Origin of the sequence: Pseudoalteromonas sp. SR44-5, from assembly GCF_014163675.1 — a bacterium.
Lineage (GTDB): Bacteria > Pseudomonadota > Gammaproteobacteria > Enterobacterales > Alteromonadaceae > Pseudoalteromonas > Pseudoalteromonas rhizosphaerae.
The window spans coordinates 23,055-44,511 of record NZ_JACJDT010000040.1 but is presented as its reverse complement, the minus strand read 5'-3'; the positions used below and the strand labels follow the sequence as shown (position 1 = coordinate 44,511).

General features: G+C 39.8%; 20 protein-coding genes. 11 read left to right on the top strand and 9 right to left on the bottom strand.

Annotation, left to right across the window (positions count from 1 at the left end):
• From H5154_RS24195 to H5154_RS17605, 3 genes are all read left to right on the top strand, one after another.
• Positions 1–95, top strand: a 95-nt coding sequence (locus H5154_RS24195) for an IS3 family transposase (protein WP_404936147.1), incomplete at its 5' end; no start/stop codon positions are given.
• Positions 96–1,138: 1,043 nt separating this feature from the next.
• Entirely contained in the window at positions 1,139–1,675 is a 537-nt protein-coding gene (locus H5154_RS17610; protein WP_182719126.1) for a hypothetical protein, read from the top strand.
• A gap of 142 nt (positions 1,676–1,817) precedes the next feature.
• Positions 1,818–2,366, top strand: coding sequence for an alpha/beta hydrolase (locus H5154_RS17605; protein WP_182831132.1), 549 nt, complete (start codon positions 1,818–1,820; stop codon positions 2,364–2,366).
• A gap of 243 nt (positions 2,367–2,609) precedes the next feature.
• Here the strand turns inward: H5154_RS17605 and serA are convergent, their stop codons facing one another.
• The 5 genes from serA to H5154_RS17580 form a co-directional block, all read right to left on the bottom strand.
• Positions 2,610–3,839, bottom strand: a complete 1,230-nt coding sequence (gene serA, locus H5154_RS17600; RefSeq protein ID WP_145241268.1) for a phosphoglycerate dehydrogenase — start codon at positions 3,837–3,839, stop codon at positions 2,610–2,612.
• 13 nt (positions 3,840–3,852) lie between these two features.
• A complete protein-coding gene (gene rpiA, locus H5154_RS17595; RefSeq protein WP_145241270.1) occupies positions 3,853–4,506 on the bottom strand; it encodes a ribose-5-phosphate isomerase RpiA in 654 nt (217 codons plus the stop codon).
• A 53-nt stretch (positions 4,507–4,559) separates the two neighbouring features.
• On the bottom strand, positions 4,560–5,156 hold the full coding sequence (locus H5154_RS17590) for a 5-formyltetrahydrofolate cyclo-ligase (RefSeq protein ID WP_182719125.1): 597 nt from the start codon (positions 5,154–5,156) through the stop codon (positions 4,560–4,562).
• Between the two features lie 20 nt (positions 5,157–5,176).
• Positions 5,177–5,734: a hypothetical protein gene (locus H5154_RS17585; protein ID WP_182719124.1), complete on the bottom strand. Its 558-nt coding sequence runs from the start codon at positions 5,732–5,734 to the stop codon at positions 5,177–5,179.
• Between the two features lie 107 nt (positions 5,735–5,841).
• On the bottom strand, positions 5,842–7,359 hold the full coding sequence (locus H5154_RS17580) for a S10 family peptidase (RefSeq protein WP_182719123.1): 1,518 nt from the start codon (positions 7,357–7,359) through the stop codon (positions 5,842–5,844).
• A gap of 265 nt (positions 7,360–7,624) precedes the next feature.
• Here H5154_RS17580 and H5154_RS17575 point away from each other — a divergent pair, with 265 nt between their 5' ends.
• The 6 genes from H5154_RS17575 (at position 7,625) to H5154_RS17550 (ending at position 14,138) form a co-directional block, all read left to right on the top strand.
• Positions 7,625–8,857, top strand: coding sequence for a diguanylate cyclase (locus tag H5154_RS17575; protein WP_149982055.1), 1,233 nt, complete (start codon positions 7,625–7,627; stop codon positions 8,855–8,857).
• A gap of 176 nt (positions 8,858–9,033) precedes the next feature.
• Positions 9,034–9,372: a P-II family nitrogen regulator gene (locus tag H5154_RS17570; RefSeq protein WP_149982054.1), complete on the top strand. Its 339-nt coding sequence runs from the start codon at positions 9,034–9,036 to the stop codon at positions 9,370–9,372.
• A gap of 9 nt (positions 9,373–9,381) precedes the next feature.
• Positions 9,382–10,611: an ammonium transporter gene (locus H5154_RS17565; protein ID WP_182719122.1), complete on the top strand. Its 1,230-nt coding sequence runs from the start codon at positions 9,382–9,384 to the stop codon at positions 10,609–10,611.
• A gap of 176 nt (positions 10,612–10,787) precedes the next feature.
• The gene (locus H5154_RS17560; protein WP_145241282.1) at positions 10,788–10,949 is read left to right on the top strand and encodes a YqaE/Pmp3 family membrane protein; all 162 of its coding nucleotides are present in this window, start codon (positions 10,788–10,790) and stop codon (positions 10,947–10,949) included.
• 411 nt (positions 10,950–11,360) lie between these two features.
• Positions 11,361–13,709 (top strand): penicillin-binding protein 1B, encoded by a 2,349-nt coding sequence (mrcB, locus tag H5154_RS17555; protein WP_182719121.1) that lies wholly within the window; start codon positions 11,361–11,363, stop codon positions 13,707–13,709.
• A 168-nt stretch (positions 13,710–13,877) separates the two neighbouring features.
• A complete protein-coding gene (locus H5154_RS17550; protein WP_182719120.1) occupies positions 13,878–14,138 on the top strand; it encodes a hypothetical protein in 261 nt (86 codons plus the stop codon).
• Between the two features lie 399 nt (positions 14,139–14,537).
• On the opposite strand, the gene hemL is transcribed toward H5154_RS17550, so the two are convergent.
• The 4 genes from hemL to H5154_RS17530 all read right to left on the bottom strand — a co-directional run bounded on the left by hemL (position 14,538) and on the right by H5154_RS17530 (position 19,137).
• Complete coding sequence (gene hemL / locus H5154_RS17545; protein WP_149982051.1) at positions 14,538–15,818, bottom strand: glutamate-1-semialdehyde 2,1-aminomutase; 1,281 nt, start codon at positions 15,816–15,818, stop codon at positions 14,538–14,540.
• A 29-nt stretch (positions 15,819–15,847) separates the two neighbouring features.
• Positions 15,848–16,864, bottom strand: coding sequence for an aspartate carbamoyltransferase (locus H5154_RS17540; RefSeq protein ID WP_145241288.1), 1,017 nt, complete (start codon positions 16,862–16,864; stop codon positions 15,848–15,850).
• A 136-nt stretch (positions 16,865–17,000) separates the two neighbouring features.
• Positions 17,001–17,435, bottom strand: coding sequence for a CopD family protein (locus H5154_RS17535; protein WP_145241290.1), 435 nt, complete (start codon positions 17,433–17,435; stop codon positions 17,001–17,003).
• 19 nt (positions 17,436–17,454) lie between these two features.
• On the bottom strand, positions 17,455–19,137 hold the full coding sequence (locus H5154_RS17530) for a chloride channel protein (RefSeq protein WP_145241292.1): 1,683 nt from the start codon (positions 19,135–19,137) through the stop codon (positions 17,455–17,457).
• Between the two features lie 163 nt (positions 19,138–19,300).
• Between H5154_RS17530 and H5154_RS17525 the strand changes: the two genes are divergently transcribed.
• Both H5154_RS17525 and erpA read left to right on the top strand, forming a co-directional pair.
• Entirely contained in the window at positions 19,301–20,395 is a 1,095-nt protein-coding gene (locus tag H5154_RS17525; protein ID WP_220493419.1) for a DKNYY domain-containing protein, read from the top strand.
• A gap of 135 nt (positions 20,396–20,530) precedes the next feature.
• Positions 20,531–20,869 (top strand): iron-sulfur cluster insertion protein ErpA, encoded by a 339-nt coding sequence (erpA, locus tag H5154_RS17520; protein WP_058560150.1) that lies wholly within the window; start codon positions 20,531–20,533, stop codon positions 20,867–20,869.
• The last annotated feature ends 588 nt before the right edge of the window (positions 20,870–21,457 follow it).

The window sequence follows — 21,457 nt, the reverse complement described above, 5'->3', positions numbered from 1 at the left end:
ATTATATTCAGTTTTACAATTACAAACGTAGGCATTCTACGCTTAATTATATGACGCCACATCAGAAATATAATGAATTAAAAAATGCCGCTTAGAATCTCTACAGAATTTGTTGACCATTACAAGTATACCCAACCGCGTAAAGACTTCATGGATCTAGTATCAGTATTACTCTAAAGCGCAGCGTCTCTTAACCTCGTTTTGAATAATTCAATTAAAGAGCTTTTGCACAAAGAGCAGAGAAAGAGAAGTAAAAGAGGTTTAACTTGAAAACTAATTCGCACATGTAAAACACACTACATTAATAAGGGTAACCCTTTATCACCTCAAATAAGCCACTCAAACACCTGTCATACCTTTCAAAACGCCAATTAAAGCAACAGCAAATCCTCTTTTTATATTTTACGTAAAATAGAAGTAACCAATTGAATCAAAATAGGAACTCGGCTATGGTTAATACATCAATAAAAATAAATTAAAAACGAGTTATTCTACAGCCTCGTTAGCAGCCAAGTGGATAAAACTTTAGGAATTCAATTATTTTAGAACCGACAATCAGCACCTATTATGTCAGCAACATAGAAGGGCTAAACTCAGACCCCCTGTTTCTGGTTGGTTATATAATCGCCTCTGTAATTTTGTTTGTCGCGTTAAAATATACTCCTTTTATAAGTGCAATATCACAAGTCACAAAAGTTAAAGGCAAATACATCTTCCTATTTATTTCTCTGGTATTTGCGTTTGGTTTAATATCCACTTCTCTCAATTACATCGATTTATATACTGTTAAACTCGCTGTAGAAAATAATGAAGTTCAAAAAATTAAGGGTTGTATTGCTAATTATGAAGTCAACCAAAGTAATAGCCGTTCAGAGTCATTTTCTATTTCAGGTATTGCGTTTAAGTACAATGATTATGGCACTGAGAAGTATTTTTTTGCTAATAGGCAACACGATAGCTTTATAAAAAATGGTCGTTGTGTTGTTATTGCATTCATACCAAGCAGTTCAAATAACATTATAAAAATCGATAAGGTTTAAATATGCAGTTGGCTGCTAACAAACCAATCAATCCGACCTCAACTCGCTGTGCTCATTTCGTCGGCTTATCGGGGCGTTATATGCCAATAAGGAGAATTATGCTAAACCGCATTCTTGATAAAATAGCAATTCTCAGAGAGCATGAGGTTTACTATCAGCAGGTGCATGGTGTTAAGTACATTATGAAAGGGCTTGATTATCATTTTAAAAATTACATGCGTCTGCTATCAGAGGATGACGATATTCATTGGTTTCATGAGGTTGTTGCCTACCTAAACCGAATAGGCCAAATCTATTATTTCTTAAAATCAGATTTTATTGCTGCTCAAGATTCTGAGGTTCCTGCATTAAAGAGGGGGATTCCTTTCCGAATGAAGTACTCTGCCCACAGAAGTATTGATGCACCACGAAGAGATGATCTCCCACTCATGATGGATATTTCTATCCCAAACATGTATTACACAAAGCCAAGTGTAATAAATCCAGATGTTAACTCGAAAGCTATTGCCCTTCCTAAGCAAAATAGTGATGGCGAAAGAGAACCTTATGCCTTATTCATAGATGATGAGCATCGTAGTATCCTCACTGAAATAGACTCTGCTTTACTGAGGAAAATATCTGAACTTGGCATATAACACATATGAGCCTAAACTCTGTCAATAGGCACTAGTATTTTTTTGACCGTTTTTATACAGTGAGGGTCAATTCTAAATCAATAAACAAATTCGTTTACTTCGTCTGTCGATGTGGCTGTTAAGCAAGTAGCTTACGGCAGATATCAACGATGCGATTAAGTGGCTAAAACAACATCATAAATTATATATGATAGATACCAAAAAAATCGCGGTGTTAGGGGCGTCTTCTGGTGCTCATATGGCCACGTTATTCGGGGCCATGAGTACCAATCACGATACAAAATCGCCTTACGAAGCAGTGCAAGCAATCGTGAACATTGACGGCGTGGCTGATTTAACCTCAACAGCGGCTAGGATGTTTGAAGATAAACCTGGAAAGATTTCTTATGCAGCGCTTTGGTTAGGTGGGCGTTATGCACAAGAGCCAAAACGTTGGCATGCGGTTTCGCCGGTAGAATATTTAAGTAAACATACTCCAGCAACGTTATTTATTAACTCTTCCCATGACCGTTTTCATGTTGGCAGAGATGCTTTTGTAGCGCAGCTAATTAAAAACAACGTCCATCAACAAGTGTATACCATACCCGATACACCGCACACCTTTTGGTTGTTTCATCCTTGGGTAGACGAAATGCGCAGCGTACTTGCGTCGTTTCTCAATAAGGTTTTGGTAGAGGAAAACCCTAGCTAACGCCTCTATTGAGGCATTTAGTAATAGAGAAGTTTTTGACAGAGTTGTTGAAATATATACTTAAGAGTGAGCCGTTAAAGCAAATACAGTAAGATGTAACTTAAGTGAAGCTTGTTTAATACAGACAATAAAACTGGCAATATTTCATCGGCTAAGGTTGAAAAAACGTAGTATTCTTCATCCAAATAAAAGCCGTGCTTGATTTAACAAGCACGGCTTTTATTTTTTGACCGCTGACTGATATTAGTGAAGAATACGTGCTCTGATCGTGCCTTCTACTGCACTTAGTTCTTTTAGTGCTATTTCAGAGTGGTCGGTATCTACGTCTATTACTACATAACCAATCGCTTCGTCTGTTTGCAAGTATTGCGCGGCGATGTTGATGCCGTGCTGGGCAAACGCTTGGTTAATTTGGGTTAACACACCTGGGCGGTTGTGGTGTACGTGTAATAAACGGCTACGGTTAGCAAGCTCTGGCAGTGATACTTCAGGGAAATTAACAGCAGTAATAGTTGAGCCGTTATCTGAGTATTTTGCTAGTTTACCCGCTACTTCAATACCAATGTTTTCTTGCGCTTCTTGAGTTGAACCACCAATGTGTGGTGTTAAAATTACGTTGTCGAATTCGCGTAGTGGCGATACAAATTCTTCATCGTTTGATTTTGGCTCAACTGGGAATACGTCGATGGCAGCGCCGCTGATTTTTTTATCACGAAGTGCTTCTGCTAGGGCGTCAATATCAACTACAGTGCCGCGTGAGGCGTTGATCAAAATTGAACCTTGCTTCATCACTGAAATTTCCGCGCTACCAATCAGGTTTTTAGTCTGCGGTGTTTCAGGTACGTGTAAGCTAATAACATCAGCGCGTTGCAGTAGCTGCGTTAGGTTATGTACTTGTGTGGCATTACCTAGGGTTAGCTTGTCTTCAATATCGTAAAACTCAACGTTCATACCGATATTTTCAGCCATGATACCTAGCTGCGTACCAATGTGGCCATAACCAATAATACCTAGAGTTTTACCACGGGCTTCAAATGAGCCATTGGCGGTTTTTAACCAGCCGCCACGGTGAGCAATGGCATTACGCTCTGGAATACCACGGAACAATAGTAAAATTTCACCAAGTACTAACTCAGCAACAGAGCGGGTATTAGAAAACGGTGCGTTGAATACTGCAATACCGCGCTTGCGTGCGGCACTTAAATCAACTTGGTTAGTGCCGATACAAAAACAACCAACGGCAACCAGTTTTTCTGCCGCTTCAAGTACAGCTTCAGAAATATGAGTACGAGAACGAAGGCCTACAAAATGCACATCTTTAATGCGCTCAATTAGTTCGTCCTCAGGCAATGAGGTTTTTACATAATCGATATTGCTGTAGCCGTTACGTTTTAGCGTTTCTACAGCGCTTTGATGTACACCTTCAAGCAAAAGAATTTTAATTTTGTCTTTTGCTAACGATACCTTACTCATATCCTCATCCTATTTATCTAATTTGCGGCCCATTTTTGGTACCGATAATCACTTTATCTGCGCCACGGTGGGCAAATAAGCCGTTGGTTACTACGCCAACAATTTGGTTAATTGTCAGCTCTAAATCTTTTGCTTGGCTGATCGACAAGTTATGTACGTCTAAAATAACGTTACCATTATCTGTTACCACGCCATGGCGATAAACTGGATCGCCGCCTAGTTTAAGCAATTCACGAGCAACATAACTGCGTGCCATTGGAATAACTTCTACCGGCAGTGGAAATTCACCCAAGGTGTCCACTATTTTTGTTTCATCAACAATACATACAAATTGTTTTGCTACAGCTGCGACTATTTTTTCGCGGGTTAGTGCTGCGCCACCGCCTTTGATCATTTCGTTCAGCGCATTTATTTCATCTGCGCCATCAACGTACACGTCAAGGGCATCAACATCATTGAGTTCAAATACTTCAAGACCGAGTGCTTTTAGTTTTTCGGTTGAAGCGTCAGAACTTGATACCACACCGCGTATGGTGTCTTTTACTGAGCCTAATGCATCAATAAAATGGTTTACAGTTGAGCCTGTGCCAACACCCACAATGGTGTCTTTTTTTACAAATTCGAGTGCAGCCCAAGCAGCTGCTTTTTTTAATTCATCTTGTGTCATGATTATGTGCTCAATAGGTGAGAGGGATTGCCATTAGTATATAAATAAATTGCTTACCAATGGTAGATTTTCTGTGGTGTGATTATGTAATTTAATGGTACATCCCACGATTCAACCGGTAAACTTGGAACATGTTGGCATTGATGTGCAAGGCCAATCAGTTGTGGTTTATGCCAGTTTTCTTTTTCGTAGCGCGCCAAAGTTTTATCATAAAAGCCACCCCCCATCCCTAACCGGTTACCGTTATCATCAAATGCAACTAATGGCATTAGCAGATAATCAAGCTCAGCAAGTGGGCATATCTGACTACAATTTAACTTAGGCTCCAAGATACCATAGCGATTTGCCCTCATGGGTGAATTTTCTTCATAGCGCTGAAAGTATAAAGTAGTGCCGTTAAATGGGTGAATAACGGGTAGGTAAAGGGTGTGGTTTTTAGTCCAAAGGTCTTTTATTAACAATGAGGTATCTAGCTCTGCGTCATTGCTAAAATAAATGCCAATATGGGCGTTTTTAATAGTTTTTTGCTGTTTTAAGTGTTGAGTAAAATTCACTTTAAGCGATTCTGCGGCAATTTCTTGCTCAAATTTTGACAGTGAATTACGTGCTTTACGGATTTTTTGGCGGATCAGTGCTCTTTTTTCGCTCATATTTATTTTTGCTTTATCTGTTAATTATCCATAAAACTGAATAAATCAGGGAATGCAAACGACAATCCTAGTACTACAAGCAAGACAACAACCATAGCTATAAGTGAATACAGCAGCATGTTACTGCGTTTTTTGATCGGCGTTGTCAGCTCTTCATCTAGCAATAGGTCGTCAGTTTGCCACTCGTCGCCTTCATCAGGATCTGGTTGTTGGGTTGTGGCTGGTAAGCGTTGCTCTAGGTCGTCGAGTTTTTCTTCGATGCGAATTAAACTACTGGTGATGTAATCAAGGGCGTTAAAAATACGCTCATCTCGCTGGTTGGTTGTATCGCTGCTACTTACCGCTGGTGTGTTGTTGGTTATTGGTTGCAGTTTACTTTTGATGCCTACGCTGGCAAGTAGCTTTGCTTGCTTGAGTGCTTTTTCTTTTTCACAAGGCGCAAATAGGGGGTTGTTTTCAAAAAATGCAGCTACTTTACTTTCAGGGGCTTTGAGCTTTACAGCCAGTTGTTTAATTGCATTCGATTGCTCAATATCTTGAGCTAGACCTGCATACATAACACGGAAGTTTTCAGTCATCTGTGTTTTCCAAAAACGTAAAATCAATAGTTTGAGTATATCCGAATTATCGATAAACAAAAGCCCGTAAAAACGGGCTTTTTTAATCCAGTGGTTTTAAGCGCTGTTTAATACTTCGCAGCTTCACCTTCTTTTGGTAGTGACTGTAAAATAAAATCACGTAAATCGTTATTTGATGTTTCTAAATCTGCATGGCGTAAATACATCATGTGGCCACTGCGGTAGCCTTTAAAGCTTAGGCGATCACGCATTTTACTACTTGGATCTAGTTGCCATAAAGTGTATTTAGCATCAAAGTAGTTAGTGGCACCATCATAGTAGCCTGATTGGATCATCACATTGAGGTATGGGTTTTGCGCCATTGCTAAACGCAGATTTTCACCAGTGTTATTATTGCTGCGATCCCACGGGTGTACATTACCAAACAGGTTATATTTTACGTCAGTTTTATAGTTAAGCTCTTCACGTAAGTAGTGATTGATGGCTGGTGTAAATGAATGCAACCATGATGTTAGCTCAGCCCAGTAGTCTGGAGATTCGCCAGCGTCACGCTTGTCCATGCCTAAATAACGCGAATCTAGACGGCCTAACGTTTGACCGCGCTCACGTAGTAGTTCTTTCCAAAAAAAGTTGGTAGGAATATCAAGGTTGTTTTGCGCAACAAACTTTTCAGATACACCGGCATACAGTGCCATTTGTTTAATGATAGCGCGTTTTTCTTCATCATTAATAAAGCCACCTTTAGCAAGTGCAGGAATTAGCTTGTTAACGGTAAAGTCTTCAACTTCTGGTAGTAATTCATCTAAATCTTTAGCTTGCAATGCTGGGCTTAAAGCTTTGTGATACCACGCCGTTGCAGCAAAGTAAGGTAGACGGTTAGCTGCTTTTATCGGACCGTCGCGTTTAATACCAATGTCTGTTGGTGAAACCAGCACAACACCATTGATATACATCCATTGACTGTTTTGTAATTCATGGGCAAGCCCTGATACGCGGGTTGTGCCGTAGCTCTCACCAATTAAAAATTTAGGTGAGCGCCAGCGCTCAGTGCGATTTACAAAGGTGTTTAACCATTCTGCTAGGTATTTAATGTCGGCATTGACACCAAAAAACATGCTTTTTTGCGCTTCTTTACTTGGTAATTCACCCTTATCGTTTTCAAGAATACGCGAGTAGCCAGTGTTTACTGGGTTAACGTAAACAATATCAGCAACATCAAGCACTGAGTATGGGTTGTCTTTCACACCATACGGTTGAATAGGGTAGCCTTCGTCATCAATTTTTAATACCCGTGGTCCAGTATAGGCTAAGTGCATCCATACCGATGCAGAGCCAGGTCCGCCATTAAACGAAATTAACAATGGGCGTTTAGTGCGATCGTCAACTTTATCGCGTTCATAATAAGTGTATTGCAATGTTGCAACGGCATCGCCTTTGTCATCCCATACCGGTTGTGTGCCTGTGGTTGCGGTATATGAAAAACGCTCGCCATTGATGCGCGCTTTATGTTCGGTGACAACTTTACTATCGACATCGATACGACGTTGATTTTCTGCATAACTGGCTGTGCTTACACTCAAAGTAAGTATGGCCACAGAGACACTAATGATACTGATAAGCTTCATGGTGGATCCTTTAAACAATAGTTAACCTATTAAAGATAATTTTTTTGTAAATAACAAAGGGAATGAGACTAGACGACGATATTAATCGGTGAGCATTAGACATAAATATTATCAGTAACGTAAATACTCTATTTTATGCGTATATATTCAGCAATATATTTTGCTCAAGCTGATAATAAAGTATATTACTGCTTATTATGACTTTTAGTTTTTACTCGTAAAAAGTTTCCCCTCGCAATGTCCACCTGAAGTGTAGAGAAGATATATGCAAAGAGTTTTAGTTGTTGAAGATAGTAAAGTGGTCCAGCAGGTTTTGCGGCACTTATCAGCTCATTATCTTGATGTTGCTGTCGATTTTGCTTGGTCACTTGCCGAGACCAAAGAGTTCATTGCAAAACATCAGTATACGCTTGCTTTGGTCGATTTAACCCTGCCTGATGCGATGAATGGCGAAGTTGTTAAATATACTTTAGACCAAATGATCCCTACCGTAGTACTAACATCTACCATTGATGAATATAAACGCCAGCAAATATTAGAGCTTGGGGTAGTCGATTATGTAATAAAAGATAATCGTGATTCTTATCATTATGCGGTTAAATTAGTCGCTCAGCTATTACGTAACCAAGGTTGCAAAGCCTTAATTGCTGATGATTCTCGTTTAAGCCGTTCATTAATGAAACAAATGCTCGAAAAACAGCTATTTGATGTACAAGATGCGCATGATGGTGAGCAAGCTTTAAAAATACTGAAAAATGATCCAGAGATTAAATTATTACTAACTGATTATGCGATGCCGACAATGGATGGTTTTGAGCTTGTTAAAGCGGTGCGAAATTTTCGTGGTCGTGATGATTTAGCGATTATTGGCTTATCAGGTGCGGGTAAGCATGGTTTATCAGCACGGTTTATTAAATTCGGCGCGAATGATTTTTTAACCAAACCCTTTATGAATGAAGAGTTTCATTGTCGTGTATTACAGACTATGGAGCAGCTGTCACTGATCGCAGATATTAAAGAAAGTGCCTTTCGCGATGATTTAACCAACCTTTATAATCGCCGTTATTTTTATCAATTTGCTGAAAAACGGCTAAAAGAAACCTCGCGTAACAATAGTTTAGCATTACTTGATATTGATTTTTTCAAAGCAATCAATGATAAATTTGGCCATGAAGCTGGAGATCAGGCATTAAAGCAAGTGGCGTCTTTATTACGTAGTTCGTTTAAAGATTTTACCGTTGCACGCGTGGGGGGGGAAGAGTTTGCCATTGTATTAACTGATGTAGATTTAGATCAAGCTTACCAGTTACTTGAAGCGTTTAGAGTGCGGTTGTCTGAGTATGATTTTGTGATCAATGGTGATGCATTTACAATTACGGTGAGTATTGGTTTAACAAAATTTCAAAATGTTACGTTAACAAGTGCCATGCGCTTAGCTGATAAAGCTTTGTATCAAGCTAAAGAACAAAGTAGAGACTGTGTCGTCAGACAAAACTAGATTGCTGCACCAGTACAGTTAAGATGTTAAAAAAATGCACCTATATGGTGCATTTTTTATGCGGGTAATTTGTTTTTATTATGTAATTTGTTGTTTTTAAAACGTTAAAAATAGTGGCACAAAGGTTGGATTGTCTTAGCAAACAGGATAACAATAAGCGTCCGAAGGGGGCCACTATGAAAATGATTAGTGCAATAATAAAGCCATTCAAATTAGATGATGTGCGAGAAGCGCTAGCTGATTTAGGCATTGAGGGGATGACGGTTGTTGACGTCAAAGGTTTTGGTCGTCAACGCGGTCATACAGAGTTGTACCGTGGAGCTGAATATCAAGTTGATTTTATTCCTAAAATTAAACTGGAAATTGCTACTCGTACCGAAAATTGTCAACGGGTCGTTGAGACCATTACCAAAATTGCAGCAACAGGCAAAATTGGCGACGGCAAAATTTTCGTTTACGACTTAGATCAAATTGTCCGTATCCGTACGGGTGAATTAGATGAAGAAGCAATTTAAGGGGGCTTTATGGAAAACACGATCGTAGAACTCAAGTTTTCGTTAGATACATTTTATTTTTTAATGTCGGGTATTTTAGTAATGTGGATGGCAGCAGGTTTTGCCATGCTCGAAGCGGGCTTAGTGCGTTCAAAAAATACCACTGAAATTTTAACTAAGAACGTGGCGCTCTATGCCATCGCATGTACCATGTTCTTACTAGTTGGCTACAACATTATGTATGTAGACAACGCTGAAGGTGGCTTAATTCCATCTCTAGGTGGGCTTATTGGCACCCAAGCCGCTGATGCTAATCATTCTTTAGAATCTGACTTTTTCTTTCAAGTCGTATTTGTTGCAACCGCTATGTCGATTGTATCGGGTGCGGTTGCTGAACGCATGAAGTTGTGGGCTTTTCTAGCCTTTGCGGTAGTGTTAACTGGTTTTATCTACCCAGTTGAAGGTTACTGGACATGGGGTGGCGGTTTCTTATCTGAAATGGGTTTTGTTGATTTTGCAGGCTCAGCCATTGTTCACGGCACAGGTGCTGCTGCAGCACTTGCCGGTGTATTAATGCTCGGCGCTCGCAAAGGTAAATATGGTAAAAATGGTGAAATTTATCCAATTCCAGGCTCTAACTTACCATTGGCTACATTAGGTACATTTATTTTATGGATGGGTTGGTTTGGCTTTAATGGTGGTTCACAACTACTTATCTCTGATGCTGAAAACGCGACTGCAGTTGGTAAAATATTATTAAATACTAACGCTGCTGCGGCAACCGGTGCCATTGCTTCACTGTTTGTTTGTAAAGTGTTATGGGGTAAAGCAGATTTAACTATGGTACTTAATGGTGCGCTTGCTGGCTTGGTTGTTATCACCGCAGATCCATTATCACCGTCGCCTTTACTTGCTTGTTTACTGGGTATTTTAGGTGGTTCATTAGTGGTATTCAGCATTGTAGCACTAGACAAAGTTAAAATTGATGACCCTGTAGGTGCTATCTCAGTGCACGGTGTGTGCGGTATCTTGGGTATTATCTTAGTGCCAGTATCAAATACTGATGCAACCCTAGTTAACCAGTTAATTGGCTTAGTATGTATCTTAGGTTTTGTATTTATTGCTTCACTTATTGTGTGGACAATACTGAAGAAAACCATGGGGATCCGGGTAACAGAAGAAGAAGAACTAAACGGTATGGATCAACACGATTGTGGCATTGATGCTTACCCTGAGTTTGTTTCGGTACGCAGTAACTAAGTAAAAGTAAAAAGTTTTAAAATCATTGTGTGTTCAAAGCAAAGCCCTAATTTAGATTAGGGCTTTTTTTGTATATACGCAGAGGCTAAATTTTTTTAATTAAAGTTTATTAAAACAGCAAAAATCACAATAAGTAACTATGCTTAAAATCACTCCAACTACAAATAAGGTTAAGCATGGATAACAAACTATTACTGATTATTTTGTCTATATTTTTACCACCTGTTGCTGTGTTTTTGAAAGCGGGTGTGGGTAAAGATTTGATTATTAATATTGTCTTGTGCTTTATATTTTTTATACCGGCAATGATCCACTCATTGTGGTTGTGTACACGCTAAAATGAAGCCACCGCAACTGAGGTTAAAAAATTTAATGCCCAAAGTTCGGGGCAAGTAGTTTCAGTCAAGGTTAATTTTGCAGGTGTAATATACCCAAACCACCTCAAGAAGCGAGTTTCAGTTGGAATTAAAAGCGATTTAGGTAAGGCATTGATTGCAAGTAATAGTGGTTCTATTGCTAAAATCAATAACGCAGTATAAATCGCATTTAAACCAACCCCTTGGGCGTTTCACAGGAACTTACTCTCAGCGTTGTTACTTCTTAGAAGGGATTACCATTCTTGCAAAGTAACGCCTTGATATTAAGCCCCTGTGAAACGCTGAATTCTGCATCTTGAGGTGGCTTGGGTATATAGCTATATGCTAAGCTCGCACCTGTAAATTAAACTCTGGAAATAAATAGCAACGTCAATGGCTGATAAAAAAGACTCCCGCTCCACTAAAACTCCATCAAAACGCCCGGCAAAGAAAGCACCAAGCACAGCGTCTAAGTCGGTGAAAAAAACTTCGACTAAAAATACGTCTGCAGCGAATATAAAAAAACGTGGAATTGGTCGCAAAGTCTGGTCTATTTTTTGGAAACTAAGCTTAGCTGGCATTGTTGCGATGGGCTTATATTTAATTTATCTGGACGCCAAAATTACGCGTCAATTTGAAGGCAATAAATGGCAATTACCAGCACAAGTTTATGCACGAGCAATGGGTTTTTACCCAGGACAATTCTTATCTAGCCAAGAAGTGGTGTGGGAGCTTGATAGGCTAAACTATTCATCGGTCAATCAGTTAAGTCGAACTGGTCAGTATGTAAAAGCGGGCGATAGTATTAAAATCTTCCGTCGTGAATTTGAATTTTATGATGGCTTAGAGCAAGCACAGGTTATTGAGTTACGCTTTGCAGGACAAAAACTCGCGAGTATTAAAGATAAGTTTGGCAGGCGTTTAAACAATGCTCGATTAGAGCCAGTACAAATTGCGCGCATAGGCAATGATTCAAAACAAGATCGAGAGTTTGTGCCGTTGGATAAATTTCCGCCGATGCTTACCGATACTTTGCTAGTGGTTGAAGATCAGAACTTTTATCAGCACCACGGTGTATCCGTGTTTTCGATTATGCGGGCTTTATACAGCAATATTAAAGCAGGGCGTACAGTTCAAGGCGGTAGTACGTTAACCCAGCAGCTGGCAAAAAATATTTATTTAACCCGTGATCGTACGCTGGTCCGTAAATTTAACGAAGCGTTGATCGCGTTAATTTTAGATTATCGCTATTCAAAAGATCAAATTTTAGAAGCTTATCTAAACGAAGTATACCTTGGTCAATCGTATAACCAAGGTGTGCATGGCATGGGCTTAGCTTCTGAGTTTTACTTCTCTAAGCCTGTTGATGAGCTTGAATTCGATCAAATTGCACTACTCGTTGCGATGGTGAAAGGCCCTTCATATTATAATCCACGCCGTTATCCTGAACGCACTATGGAACGTCGTGATTTAGTGCTACGTTTGATGGTTGATAATAAATTAATTGATACCCGCGAATACCGTGCTGCATTAAAGCGGCCAATTGATATTGCACCTATGAAAGACAGCTTGCCTAAATCGTATCCTGGTTATTTAGAGCTGGTGGATCGTGAGCTGAAAAAATTACTACCGGACCAAGAAGTACTCGATGCGGGCGTGCGTGTATTCACTTATTTTGATCTCCAAAAACAAGCGGCAATGGAAGAGGCAATTGAAAAAAGCCTACCTTACCTTGAAAAACGCGCCACGACAGAGCAGCTTGAAGCGGCGATGATCTCAGTGAATGTAGAGAAAGGCGGTATATCTGCTTTAGTTGCGGGACGCGATCCGCGCTTTTTAGGTTTTAACCGCGTACTTGATACTAAGCGCAACATAGGCTCGTTAGTTAAACCTGCTGTGTATTTGACAGCTTTGGGTTTACCGCATTATAACTTAGCTACTTTGTTAGATGACTCGCCAGTACAAGTGACTAATGAGCAAGGCAAAGTATGGCAACCAGAGAATTTTGATCATCAATATCGCGGTATGCTGCCACTATATAAAGCGTTTAGTCAAAGTATCAATATTCCTGCGGTCAACTTGGGACTTGATGTCGGGGTTGATAAAGTCGCGAATACACTTAATAAACTCGGCGCTAAAGAGCAAATATCACATTATCCATCATTACTGCTTGGTGCCGTTGAAATGTCGAGCTTTGAAGTCGCACAGCTTTATACCACGTTGGCGGCTGATGGCGAATACCGTCAATTAACATCTATTTCGGCATTAACCGACTCTGTTGGGCGGGTGCTTTATCAGCACCAAGTTAGTTCTGAACCGCGTTTTGATAAAGCCGCTGTTTATATGACTAAATACGCGATGAAGCGAGTCACTAAAGATGGCACTGCTAAACGTTTAAATGCCCATTTCCCATCAATTCAGCTGGCTGGTAAAACGGGCACCAGTAATGATCTACGTGATAGTTGGTATGCAGGGTTTGATCAAAATACAGTAACCGTTGCTTGGCTTGGTCGTGATGATAATAAAAGTACAGGCTTAACGGGCAGTGTTGGTGCATTAGAAACGTATATTCGTTATCTTAAGCCGCTCAACCCTGAGGCAATAGCAGATACTCGTCCGCCTTCAATTCGCTGGGCTTTTATTAATGAATTAACGGGTAAGCAAGCGCCACCGGGCTGCGGTAAAGTAATTCAACTGCCACTTAGAGCCAGTGAATTTGAGCCAAGGCCAAGCTGTAACTAAGCTGCTCTTGATTACGATATTTAGGTTGTTTTAAATACATAACAAAGCAGGTGTTAAAACTAATTTGATTCTACTAGCACTGCAAAATTGAGTATTGACTAGTTTACGCTTTAAAGATATGTTCCTTAAACCTACACCGTGTAGGAATAAAACTTTTAGGGAAAAAAGATGAAAACGAGTATTTTACTTATCTTAGTAGCGTTAATTGCAGCTTGTGGTAGCACACCAAATAAGGCAGATAGCCAAAGTGCGAAAGAGCAAGAAATAGCAAGTACGAACAGTTACAAGTGTGATATGGAAGCTATCGCAGGTTCAAAGCTTAAAAGAAAACGCTGCACTACTGCAGCGCAACGAAAAAGAGAAAAAGAGCGAGCAGATGAACTTTTAAGAACGTCTGCTGCATCAGCAACGGGAATGAAGCAGCAATAACTTTCGCAGCTATTATCTTGCTATGATTTTAAATAGTTCATTGTTTTGGTGAATGTTTCTGACATTTCTTGGAGCTGTTTGACATTAATTAATATTGATTGCGCTGAGTTTTATGCTTGTTCTGCAAAGAGATTTACTTCTTTTAAATCACTTTTCGCTTCAAGTATAGATCCAGACTGTTACTTTAAAAGCTATGCAATACTTGTCTTTGGTTTGTAATATTTCTCATATGTTACTCTGCACTTTTTAAGATAGTATTTATTTCATGGGGTATGCCATTTTTAAACACTTGATCGCATATTATGAACTTAGGTCAAGCTGTCAGTAAAGTAATTACTGGAGCAGGTGTTTATTTTAGACATAAAAAAAGCCCTTGCGGGCTTTTCTATGTTTAATAGTTTAAAGCTTAGCAAAAGCTCTTTTTGCTGCTGCAATTGTATCGGCAATTTCTTGCTCAGAGTGTTCAGAGCAAACAAAACCAGCTTCAAATGCTGATGGTGCTAAATACACGCCTTCTTCAAGCATCAAGTGAAAGAACTTTTTAAAGCGTTCTAAATCGCACTGAGTTGCTTGTTGGTAAGTGGTTACTTTCTCTTGTTCAGTAAAGAAGAAACCATACATACCACCGGCATAGTTAGTTGTTAGGGCGATGCCTGCAGCTTTTGCTGCGGCTTCAAAACCTTCACAGATTGCTTTACTTTTTGCTTCAAGATCAGCATGTAGTCCTTCAACGCACAGTAACTCAAGCGATTTTAGACCCGCAGCCATAGCAATTGGGTTACCTGATAAAGTGCCTGCTTGGTAAACTGGGCCAACAGGAGCGATGTAATCCATGATCTCAGTTTTACCGCCGAACGCGCCTACTGGCATGCCGCCGCCAATCACTTTACCTAAACAGGTTAAGTCTGGAATGATGTTGTAATAGGCTTGTGCACCACCTAGGGCTACGCGAAAGCCGGTCATTACTTCATCAAAAATAAGCACTGATTTATATTCATCACATACCGCACGCAGGCCTTCTAAAAAGCCCGGTACTGGTGGAATACAATTCATGTTACCAGCAACTGGCTCTACGATAATACAGGCGATTTCGTCAGCGTATTTGGCAAAAATAGCTTTTACTTCATCAAGGTTATTAAACGAAACAGTTAATGTATGCTTGGCAAAATCTTCAGGGATACCTGGCGAGTTTGGTACGCCCATAGTCAATGCGCCAGAGCCCGCTTTCACTAATAATGAATCAGCATGTCCGTGGTAACAGCCTTCAAACTTTAAAATTTTATCGCGGCCAGTAAAGCCGCGAGCAAGGCGAATTGCACTCATGGTCGCTTCTGTGCCAGAGCTTACCATACGAACTTTTTCGATTGATGGTACTAGCTCTTTTACTTTTTCAGCCATTAGAATTTCAGCTTCTGTTGGCGCACCGTAACTTAGGCCATTTTCTACCGCATCAAGCACTGCTTGTTTGATAGCTGGGTGATTATGACCCATGATCATCGGGCCCCATGAGCCAACATAATCAATATAACGGTTGCCGTCAGCATCAAATGTAAATGGGCCTTGGGCTTTGGTAATAAATAGCGGTGTGCCGCCAACGCCATTAAATGCACGTACTGGAGAGTTAACGCCACCGGGAATCGATTGTTGTGCGCGGGCAAATAAATCTTGGCTAATTGTCATAAAAAATCCTATTAGTTGTCACGTTAAAATTAACTATCGCGTTTACGGCTAAACCAAGGCACAGCAACTTCGTATTGCTCTACTTTATCGGCAACATCGAGTGTCAATGCAAACAGCGCCATGCGAATTAACACGCCATTTTGTACTTGGCGGAAAATAGCTAAATTGTCATTAAGGTTTAAATCGTTATCAAGCTCATTGGCTTCTATACGACTATCGCGTGGTAATGGGTGCATTAACACGGAGTTTGGTTTGCAGTGGGTGTTATAAATTGATTGGCTAATTCTAAAACCACCACGGTATTTATTGGCTTCTTCTTGCGATGGGAAGCGTTCTTCTTGGATACGGGTTTGATAGACGATATCGGCGGCTAAGTTACCTTCCATTTTATCGACGATTTCAATTTTATGGCCCGCATTATCGACGGCATCAAGAATATAGCTAGGCATTTGTAAGCCATCAGGTGCCACCATCGAAAATTTTATATCTTTATAATGACATAATAATTTTGATAATGAATGCACGGTACGACCGTATTTTAAATCACCAACAAGGGCGATATGCATACCATCTATTTTTTGATCGAAGCGATGTAGTTCACGCTCAATTGTCAATAAATCAAGTAATGCTTGAGTTGGGTGCTCGTTAGGGCCATCGCCACCATTGATCACCGGCACTGAGCAGCCAGTAGCAAATTCAGCCACTGAGCCTGCATCAGGATGGCGCATAGCGACCGCATCGGCGTAAGCTGAAATAACGCGCGCGGTATCGTATAAAGACTCGCCTTTGGCTAATGCAGAGCTTTGCATCCCCGTTGTTTCACGAACCAAACCACCTAATAAATTAAAGGCTGTACCAAAGCTTACGCGGGTACGGGTACTTGGCTCAAAGAATAAGTTTGCTAAGATTGCGCCTTCTAATACATTGGTGCGTTTTTGCTTTTTAGCATACGGCTCCATTTTTTTGGCTACTGCAAAAATACGTTCAATACAGTCGCGATCGAGCTGATTGACAGAAAGAATATTTTCACCTTGGAAACTTAACATGGGGGCTGTTCCTATCACATTCAAAAGGGGCGCGATTAACCATCTTCGATGGGCACGCAATCGCGCAATATTATACCCAAACCACCTCAAGAAGCGAGTTTCTGCATCTTGAAGTGGTTTGGTTATATAGCAAATTTTACAAGCTGGGTTTAGTTATAGCTAAAAATACGATGACTAATAGCACTAATACCGGTAGTTCGTTAAAAATACGATAAAAGCGGTGGCTGCGAGTATTACGGTCGTGTTTAAAATCCGCCAGTAATTTAAAACAATAGCCATGGTAAATGTATAGCACGATCACTAATACTAATTTGTAGTGCATCCACATGCTGTATTTAAACCAGTCGCGGCCATATTCAACAATTGTCAGCACGCCAAACACCGCCGTTAGTACTGCAAATGGCGTCACAAAATACAGTAACCGTCGCTCCATCACTTTGAGCATGGAGTTACAGGACTTTTCTTCGCTCATAGCGTGATAAACAAAGAGGCGGGGTAAGTAAAATATGCCAGCAAACCAGGCAATCATAAAAAATACATGTAAGGCTTTGTAGATCAGTAGCGCGCTCATAATGTTCTCTTATTGTTAGTTACAGTAAGCTATTACGTATGGTAAGAATGTGGCGGATCTGATCCCAGCGCATTATTCCCATAATTTGTTGATTATCGAGTAAGTTATAAATATACACAGCTCCGCTGCGCTTATCTTTTAATACATCAAACACATCGGCCAAAGTAGCTTGACTGCTGATCCCTTGCAAGCTGATGTAGTTGATCGAAATATTTTGATCTGACATTAAACTTAAATCATATTCTGCAAGGCGATAACCATTTTCAGGATCATAAACAATTAACGGGGTTTGGCTATCAACAGCATTTAAGGTGCTTTCTATTTGTTCTTTATCATCTGAATAGAGTAGTTTGAAGTTTTCATCCATCTCGTCCATTACCCCGACTTTTTGCAGTGCTTCGGTGGCAGGGGAGACATGATAGGCTAAACCTTGAAAGTCGAGCTGCTGTAAAAATATCGACCGATTGCCAAATACTTGTAATGCGGTGACGTATGCCGCTGAGATAACTAACATGGCCGGCACGATTATTTCAGGACTTGAGGTTAACTCCATTACCGTAGTTAAAGCAGCCAGTGGAGCATGTAAGGTGGCTGCTAATAAGCCTGCCATGCCTAAGACGCTATAAGTACCAGAGATATCAACGCCGGGACTAATAAATTGTGCAAAAAAGGCCATTAAAGTGCCCATCAGTACGCCTAAACCAATCACTGGGCCAATGATCCCGCCGGGAATCCCCAAGCCAATTGCAAATAATGTCGCCAGTAATTTAGCAATTAAAATAGTGGTTAATAGTTGCACATCATCAGGGCTTTCTACGGCCAAAGTTATTGCACTCATACCAGAACCCATCGCTTGTGGCACCATATAAGCAATGCCGCCAGCAATCAGACCTGCCAGCAATAAACGTGGAAACATACTCAAAGGTTTGAAGGTACGAATGATCAACATTAGATTTTGGTTAAAAGCATAAGCAACCGCGCCCAAAGCCATACCAAACAGGATTAAAAATGGATAGTGCCAGCCACTTAATGCCGTCACTGTGATCAGTGCTAATTCTGATGCGTCACCAAATACAAACTGCGTCGCCAGTGCACCAGTGACTGCAGCGAGCATTATTGGCACAAATATATGTACTTTGTATTCCCTAAGCACCACTTCCATCACAAAAATAACAGCTGCAAGTGGTGTATTAAATGATGCGGCAATACCAGCTGCAACCCCGCAACCGCTGAGTGTCCGCATGGCGTTATGAGGCAAATGTAATTTATCGGCCAGCAAACTTGCACCGGTTGCGCCCATATGTACAGATGGCCCTTCACGGCCAACCGAGAAACCACTGATCAATGCCAGTGCACCACCGACAAATTGATTTACCGTGTTGTATAACGGCATTTGCCCGTAATGGCGTTTAATACGGTGAATAACAAAGGGAATACCTAATCGATAATGTTTAAAACCAGTCAAAGCAGCAAATAGCGCAATTAAGAAGGCAGCAATAATAGGCATTAACACCCGCTCAAGAGGCGGTAAGGTAGTAAAATCGTCAGGATTTTCAAGGAACAAACCTTGGAAAAATAGAATAGTTAAGCGAAATAGAATGATCAAAAACGCCGCAATGAGTCCAGCACTTACGCCGAGTAAGCACAATTGCACCGATGTTTTTGGCTTTGCCAAGCGACGCCTAAGCGTTTCAAGCCACATGCATATTTCCTCGCCACCTATTTCAGCGGGCAGTTTATCAAAATAGTTAATGGAAGTCCTTGAGATTTTTACTGGTATTTCACTTAAAGCAAATTGATATTTAGTAAGGCTTTGGGTAAGTTGCAAACTCATAGAAACGGATATTCAATTTTGGAAGGGTTTTATGCACCTACTATTAAGTATTATAACTACATTTGCATTAATGGCTTGGCCTTTAATGGTGATGATGTCACCGATGATGCTTGCAGCTCCTGGAGCTGTGGATAATAAAGCGGCAGTTTTGAGTGTAATGTTATTTTTGCTTTTCCCAGTAGGCATCTTCATTTTATTTGGGTTGTTTGGTATTAATTATTTAGGCATTAACAGTTTTTTATTAGCTAAAATAAGTGCCGTCGTTGTTTGCATTGTTTTTGTAGTTTTTGGGTATTCAAGTTTGTTTATTAACATGATTAAAGGGGTGCCAAATAGTGGCTATGCTGTTGTTAATAATACAGTGTATTTTAGTGGTACAGTGATTTCAGGTGCAGACCCTGATAGCTTCATTACTTATGATAGCAAAGACTATGAAAATGAACATTCAACGTCACTATATGCCAGCGACAATCATAGTTTTTATTATTTTGGGAAGCGGGTTTCTGATGTTGACCCTCGTAATATTAAAGGGCAATTAATCAGTCACAAATTATATTGGCTTAATGACACTCAAGTGGTCTTGAGAAATCAAATTATAGAAGCTGCAAATCCCCGAACATTTTCAAATTTTGATGATAACTTCCCACAATGGAATTATTCAGAAACAGAAGGGAAATATACAGTTTACTATGATGATGAAATATTGAAAGCTGTTGATTTCGACTCTTTTACACCGTTATTTAGCGGTTATGCCAAAGATAAAAACCACATTTTTTATGGCGAAAATATTATTGTACCGGAGGCCGACTTGCAGACGTTTGAAATACTCACTACAAGCTATGAGTTCGCTCGCGATAAAAGTAATATTTATTATTTATCTGGAAATGAAACCAGCGCAATAAACGGGCTTGATCCTGACTCTTTCGAGGAAATTGAGCGAAATTATATTAAGGATAAAAGTGGTGTATATCATTATAGCCAGTCTGATGGTGTTCAGCGCATCCATGATGCAGATGTCGAGAGCTTTGCAGTAACTGATTATGATGAAAATACAAATTCAGATGCGCTAGATAAAAAGCACTATTACATGCGAGGTGAAATTGTCAGCTCTAGAAGTGACTTTTGATCAAGCTTATTGAAGATGGATCGGTTTTCCTGATGACAACCTAGTTATAGAAGAAATTAGTAGTTGTTTACTATACTTGATTAAAACACTCGGGTATTAGATAATCAAAGCAATGTAGGTATAGAGGGTTATGGTATGTCAGAAGAATTACCCATTAAGTTCAGCGATGCAGCTGCTGTTCGTGTTAAACAGTTAATCGACGAAGAAGAAAATCCAGATCTAAAACTGCGTGTTTATGTAACAGGCGGAGGTTGTTCAGGTTTCCAATATGGTTTTACTTTTGATGAAAAAGCAAACCCAGGCGATTTAGAAATTGTAAAAAATGGCGTAACCTTAGTGGTTGACCCAATGAGTATTCAATATTTAGTTGATGGTGAGGTGGATTACACCGAAGGACTTGAAGGCGCACGCTTTTTTGTTTCCAATCCCAATGCAACTACCACCTGCGGGTGTGGCGCTAGTTTCAGCGTTTAAAGCAATTGATTAAAGCCGCAGCTAGCGGCTTTTTTATTACCTAAAAAATCTTCTTATCTAAAATTACTGCGTAGCTATTATTTCATTAACTGATGCTGTTGTTGCTGATCTGAGCTTTGTAACCTTGCTGACTTTAGCGCTTATTTTTTGTTTATAGATGCTAAGTGAACGTCAAATTGGCTTACTTTAGCTTAAGTCACTCATTTATGTAGGGTGAGTGACTTGGAGCATTAGAATAAAAAAACCTAACACTATTGCAGAAAACGCTAAAATATATATAAAGCCTTTCTTACCTTTTTTGATCGGTACGCCATTTGATTTAAGAAAAAAGTACCAAACTAAGCAGAGGATAATGGGTAGTAAAAACAATAATCTGAACATAAACGCTTGCTCCTAACAATAAAGGGACAGTTAATAATGTAACTATTTAATTTATAAGTCAAAAATAATTAATCATAAAAAAGGTTTATTTAAATTAATTATTTGTTACATTAAAAAGGAACTAATTATAGAACGTGCGTTTTGTTGTGAATTTAACAATAAAGCTACTCATCTATAATAGCTGATTCCTTAAATGGGTACTCGGCT

Excerpts from the sequence above, each read along its gene's own strand:
- H5154_RS17610 (WP_182719126.1), top strand. The coding sequence starts at position 1,139 with ATGCTAAACCGCATTCTTGATAAAATAGCAATTCTCAGAGAGCATGAG.
- serA (WP_145241268.1), bottom strand. The coding sequence starts at position 3,839 with ATGAGTAAGGTATCGTTAGCAAAAGACAAAATTAAAATTCTTTTGCTT.
- rpiA (WP_145241270.1), bottom strand. The coding sequence starts at position 4,506 with ATGACACAAGATGAATTAAAAAAAGCAGCTGCTTGGGCTGCACTCGAA.
- H5154_RS17590 (WP_182719125.1), bottom strand. The coding sequence starts at position 5,156 with ATGAGCGAAAAAAGAGCACTGATCCGCCAAAAAATCCGTAAAGCACGT.
- H5154_RS17585 (WP_182719124.1), bottom strand. The coding sequence starts at position 5,734 with ATGACTGAAAACTTCCGTGTTATGTATGCAGGTCTAGCTCAAGATATT.
- H5154_RS17580 (WP_182719123.1), bottom strand. The coding sequence starts at position 7,359 with ATGAAGCTTATCAGTATCATTAGTGTCTCTGTGGCCATACTTACTTTG.
- H5154_RS17575 (WP_149982055.1), top strand. The coding sequence starts at position 7,625 with ATGCAAAGAGTTTTAGTTGTTGAAGATAGTAAAGTGGTCCAGCAGGTT.
- H5154_RS17570 (WP_149982054.1), top strand. The coding sequence starts at position 9,034 with ATGAAAATGATTAGTGCAATAATAAAGCCATTCAAATTAGATGATGTG.
- H5154_RS17565 (WP_182719122.1), top strand. The coding sequence starts at position 9,382 with ATGGAAAACACGATCGTAGAACTCAAGTTTTCGTTAGATACATTTTAT.
- H5154_RS17560 (WP_145241282.1), top strand. The coding sequence starts at position 10,788 with ATGGATAACAAACTATTACTGATTATTTTGTCTATATTTTTACCACCT.
- mrcB (WP_182719121.1), top strand. The coding sequence starts at position 11,361 with ATGGCTGATAAAAAAGACTCCCGCTCCACTAAAACTCCATCAAAACGC.
- H5154_RS17550 (WP_182719120.1), top strand. The coding sequence starts at position 13,878 with ATGAAAACGAGTATTTTACTTATCTTAGTAGCGTTAATTGCAGCTTGT.
- hemL (WP_149982051.1), bottom strand. The coding sequence starts at position 15,818 with ATGACAATTAGCCAAGATTTATTTGCCCGCGCACAACAATCGATTCCC.
- H5154_RS17540 (WP_145241288.1), bottom strand. The coding sequence starts at position 16,864 with ATGTTAAGTTTCCAAGGTGAAAATATTCTTTCTGTCAATCAGCTCGAT.
- H5154_RS17535 (WP_145241290.1), bottom strand. The coding sequence starts at position 17,435 with ATGAGCGCGCTACTGATCTACAAAGCCTTACATGTATTTTTTATGATT.
- H5154_RS17530 (WP_145241292.1), bottom strand. The coding sequence starts at position 19,137 with ATGTGGCTTGAAACGCTTAGGCGTCGCTTGGCAAAGCCAAAAACATCG.
- H5154_RS17525 (WP_220493419.1), top strand. The coding sequence starts at position 19,301 with ATGCACCTACTATTAAGTATTATAACTACATTTGCATTAATGGCTTGG.
- erpA (WP_058560150.1), top strand. The coding sequence starts at position 20,531 with ATGTCAGAAGAATTACCCATTAAGTTCAGCGATGCAGCTGCTGTTCGT.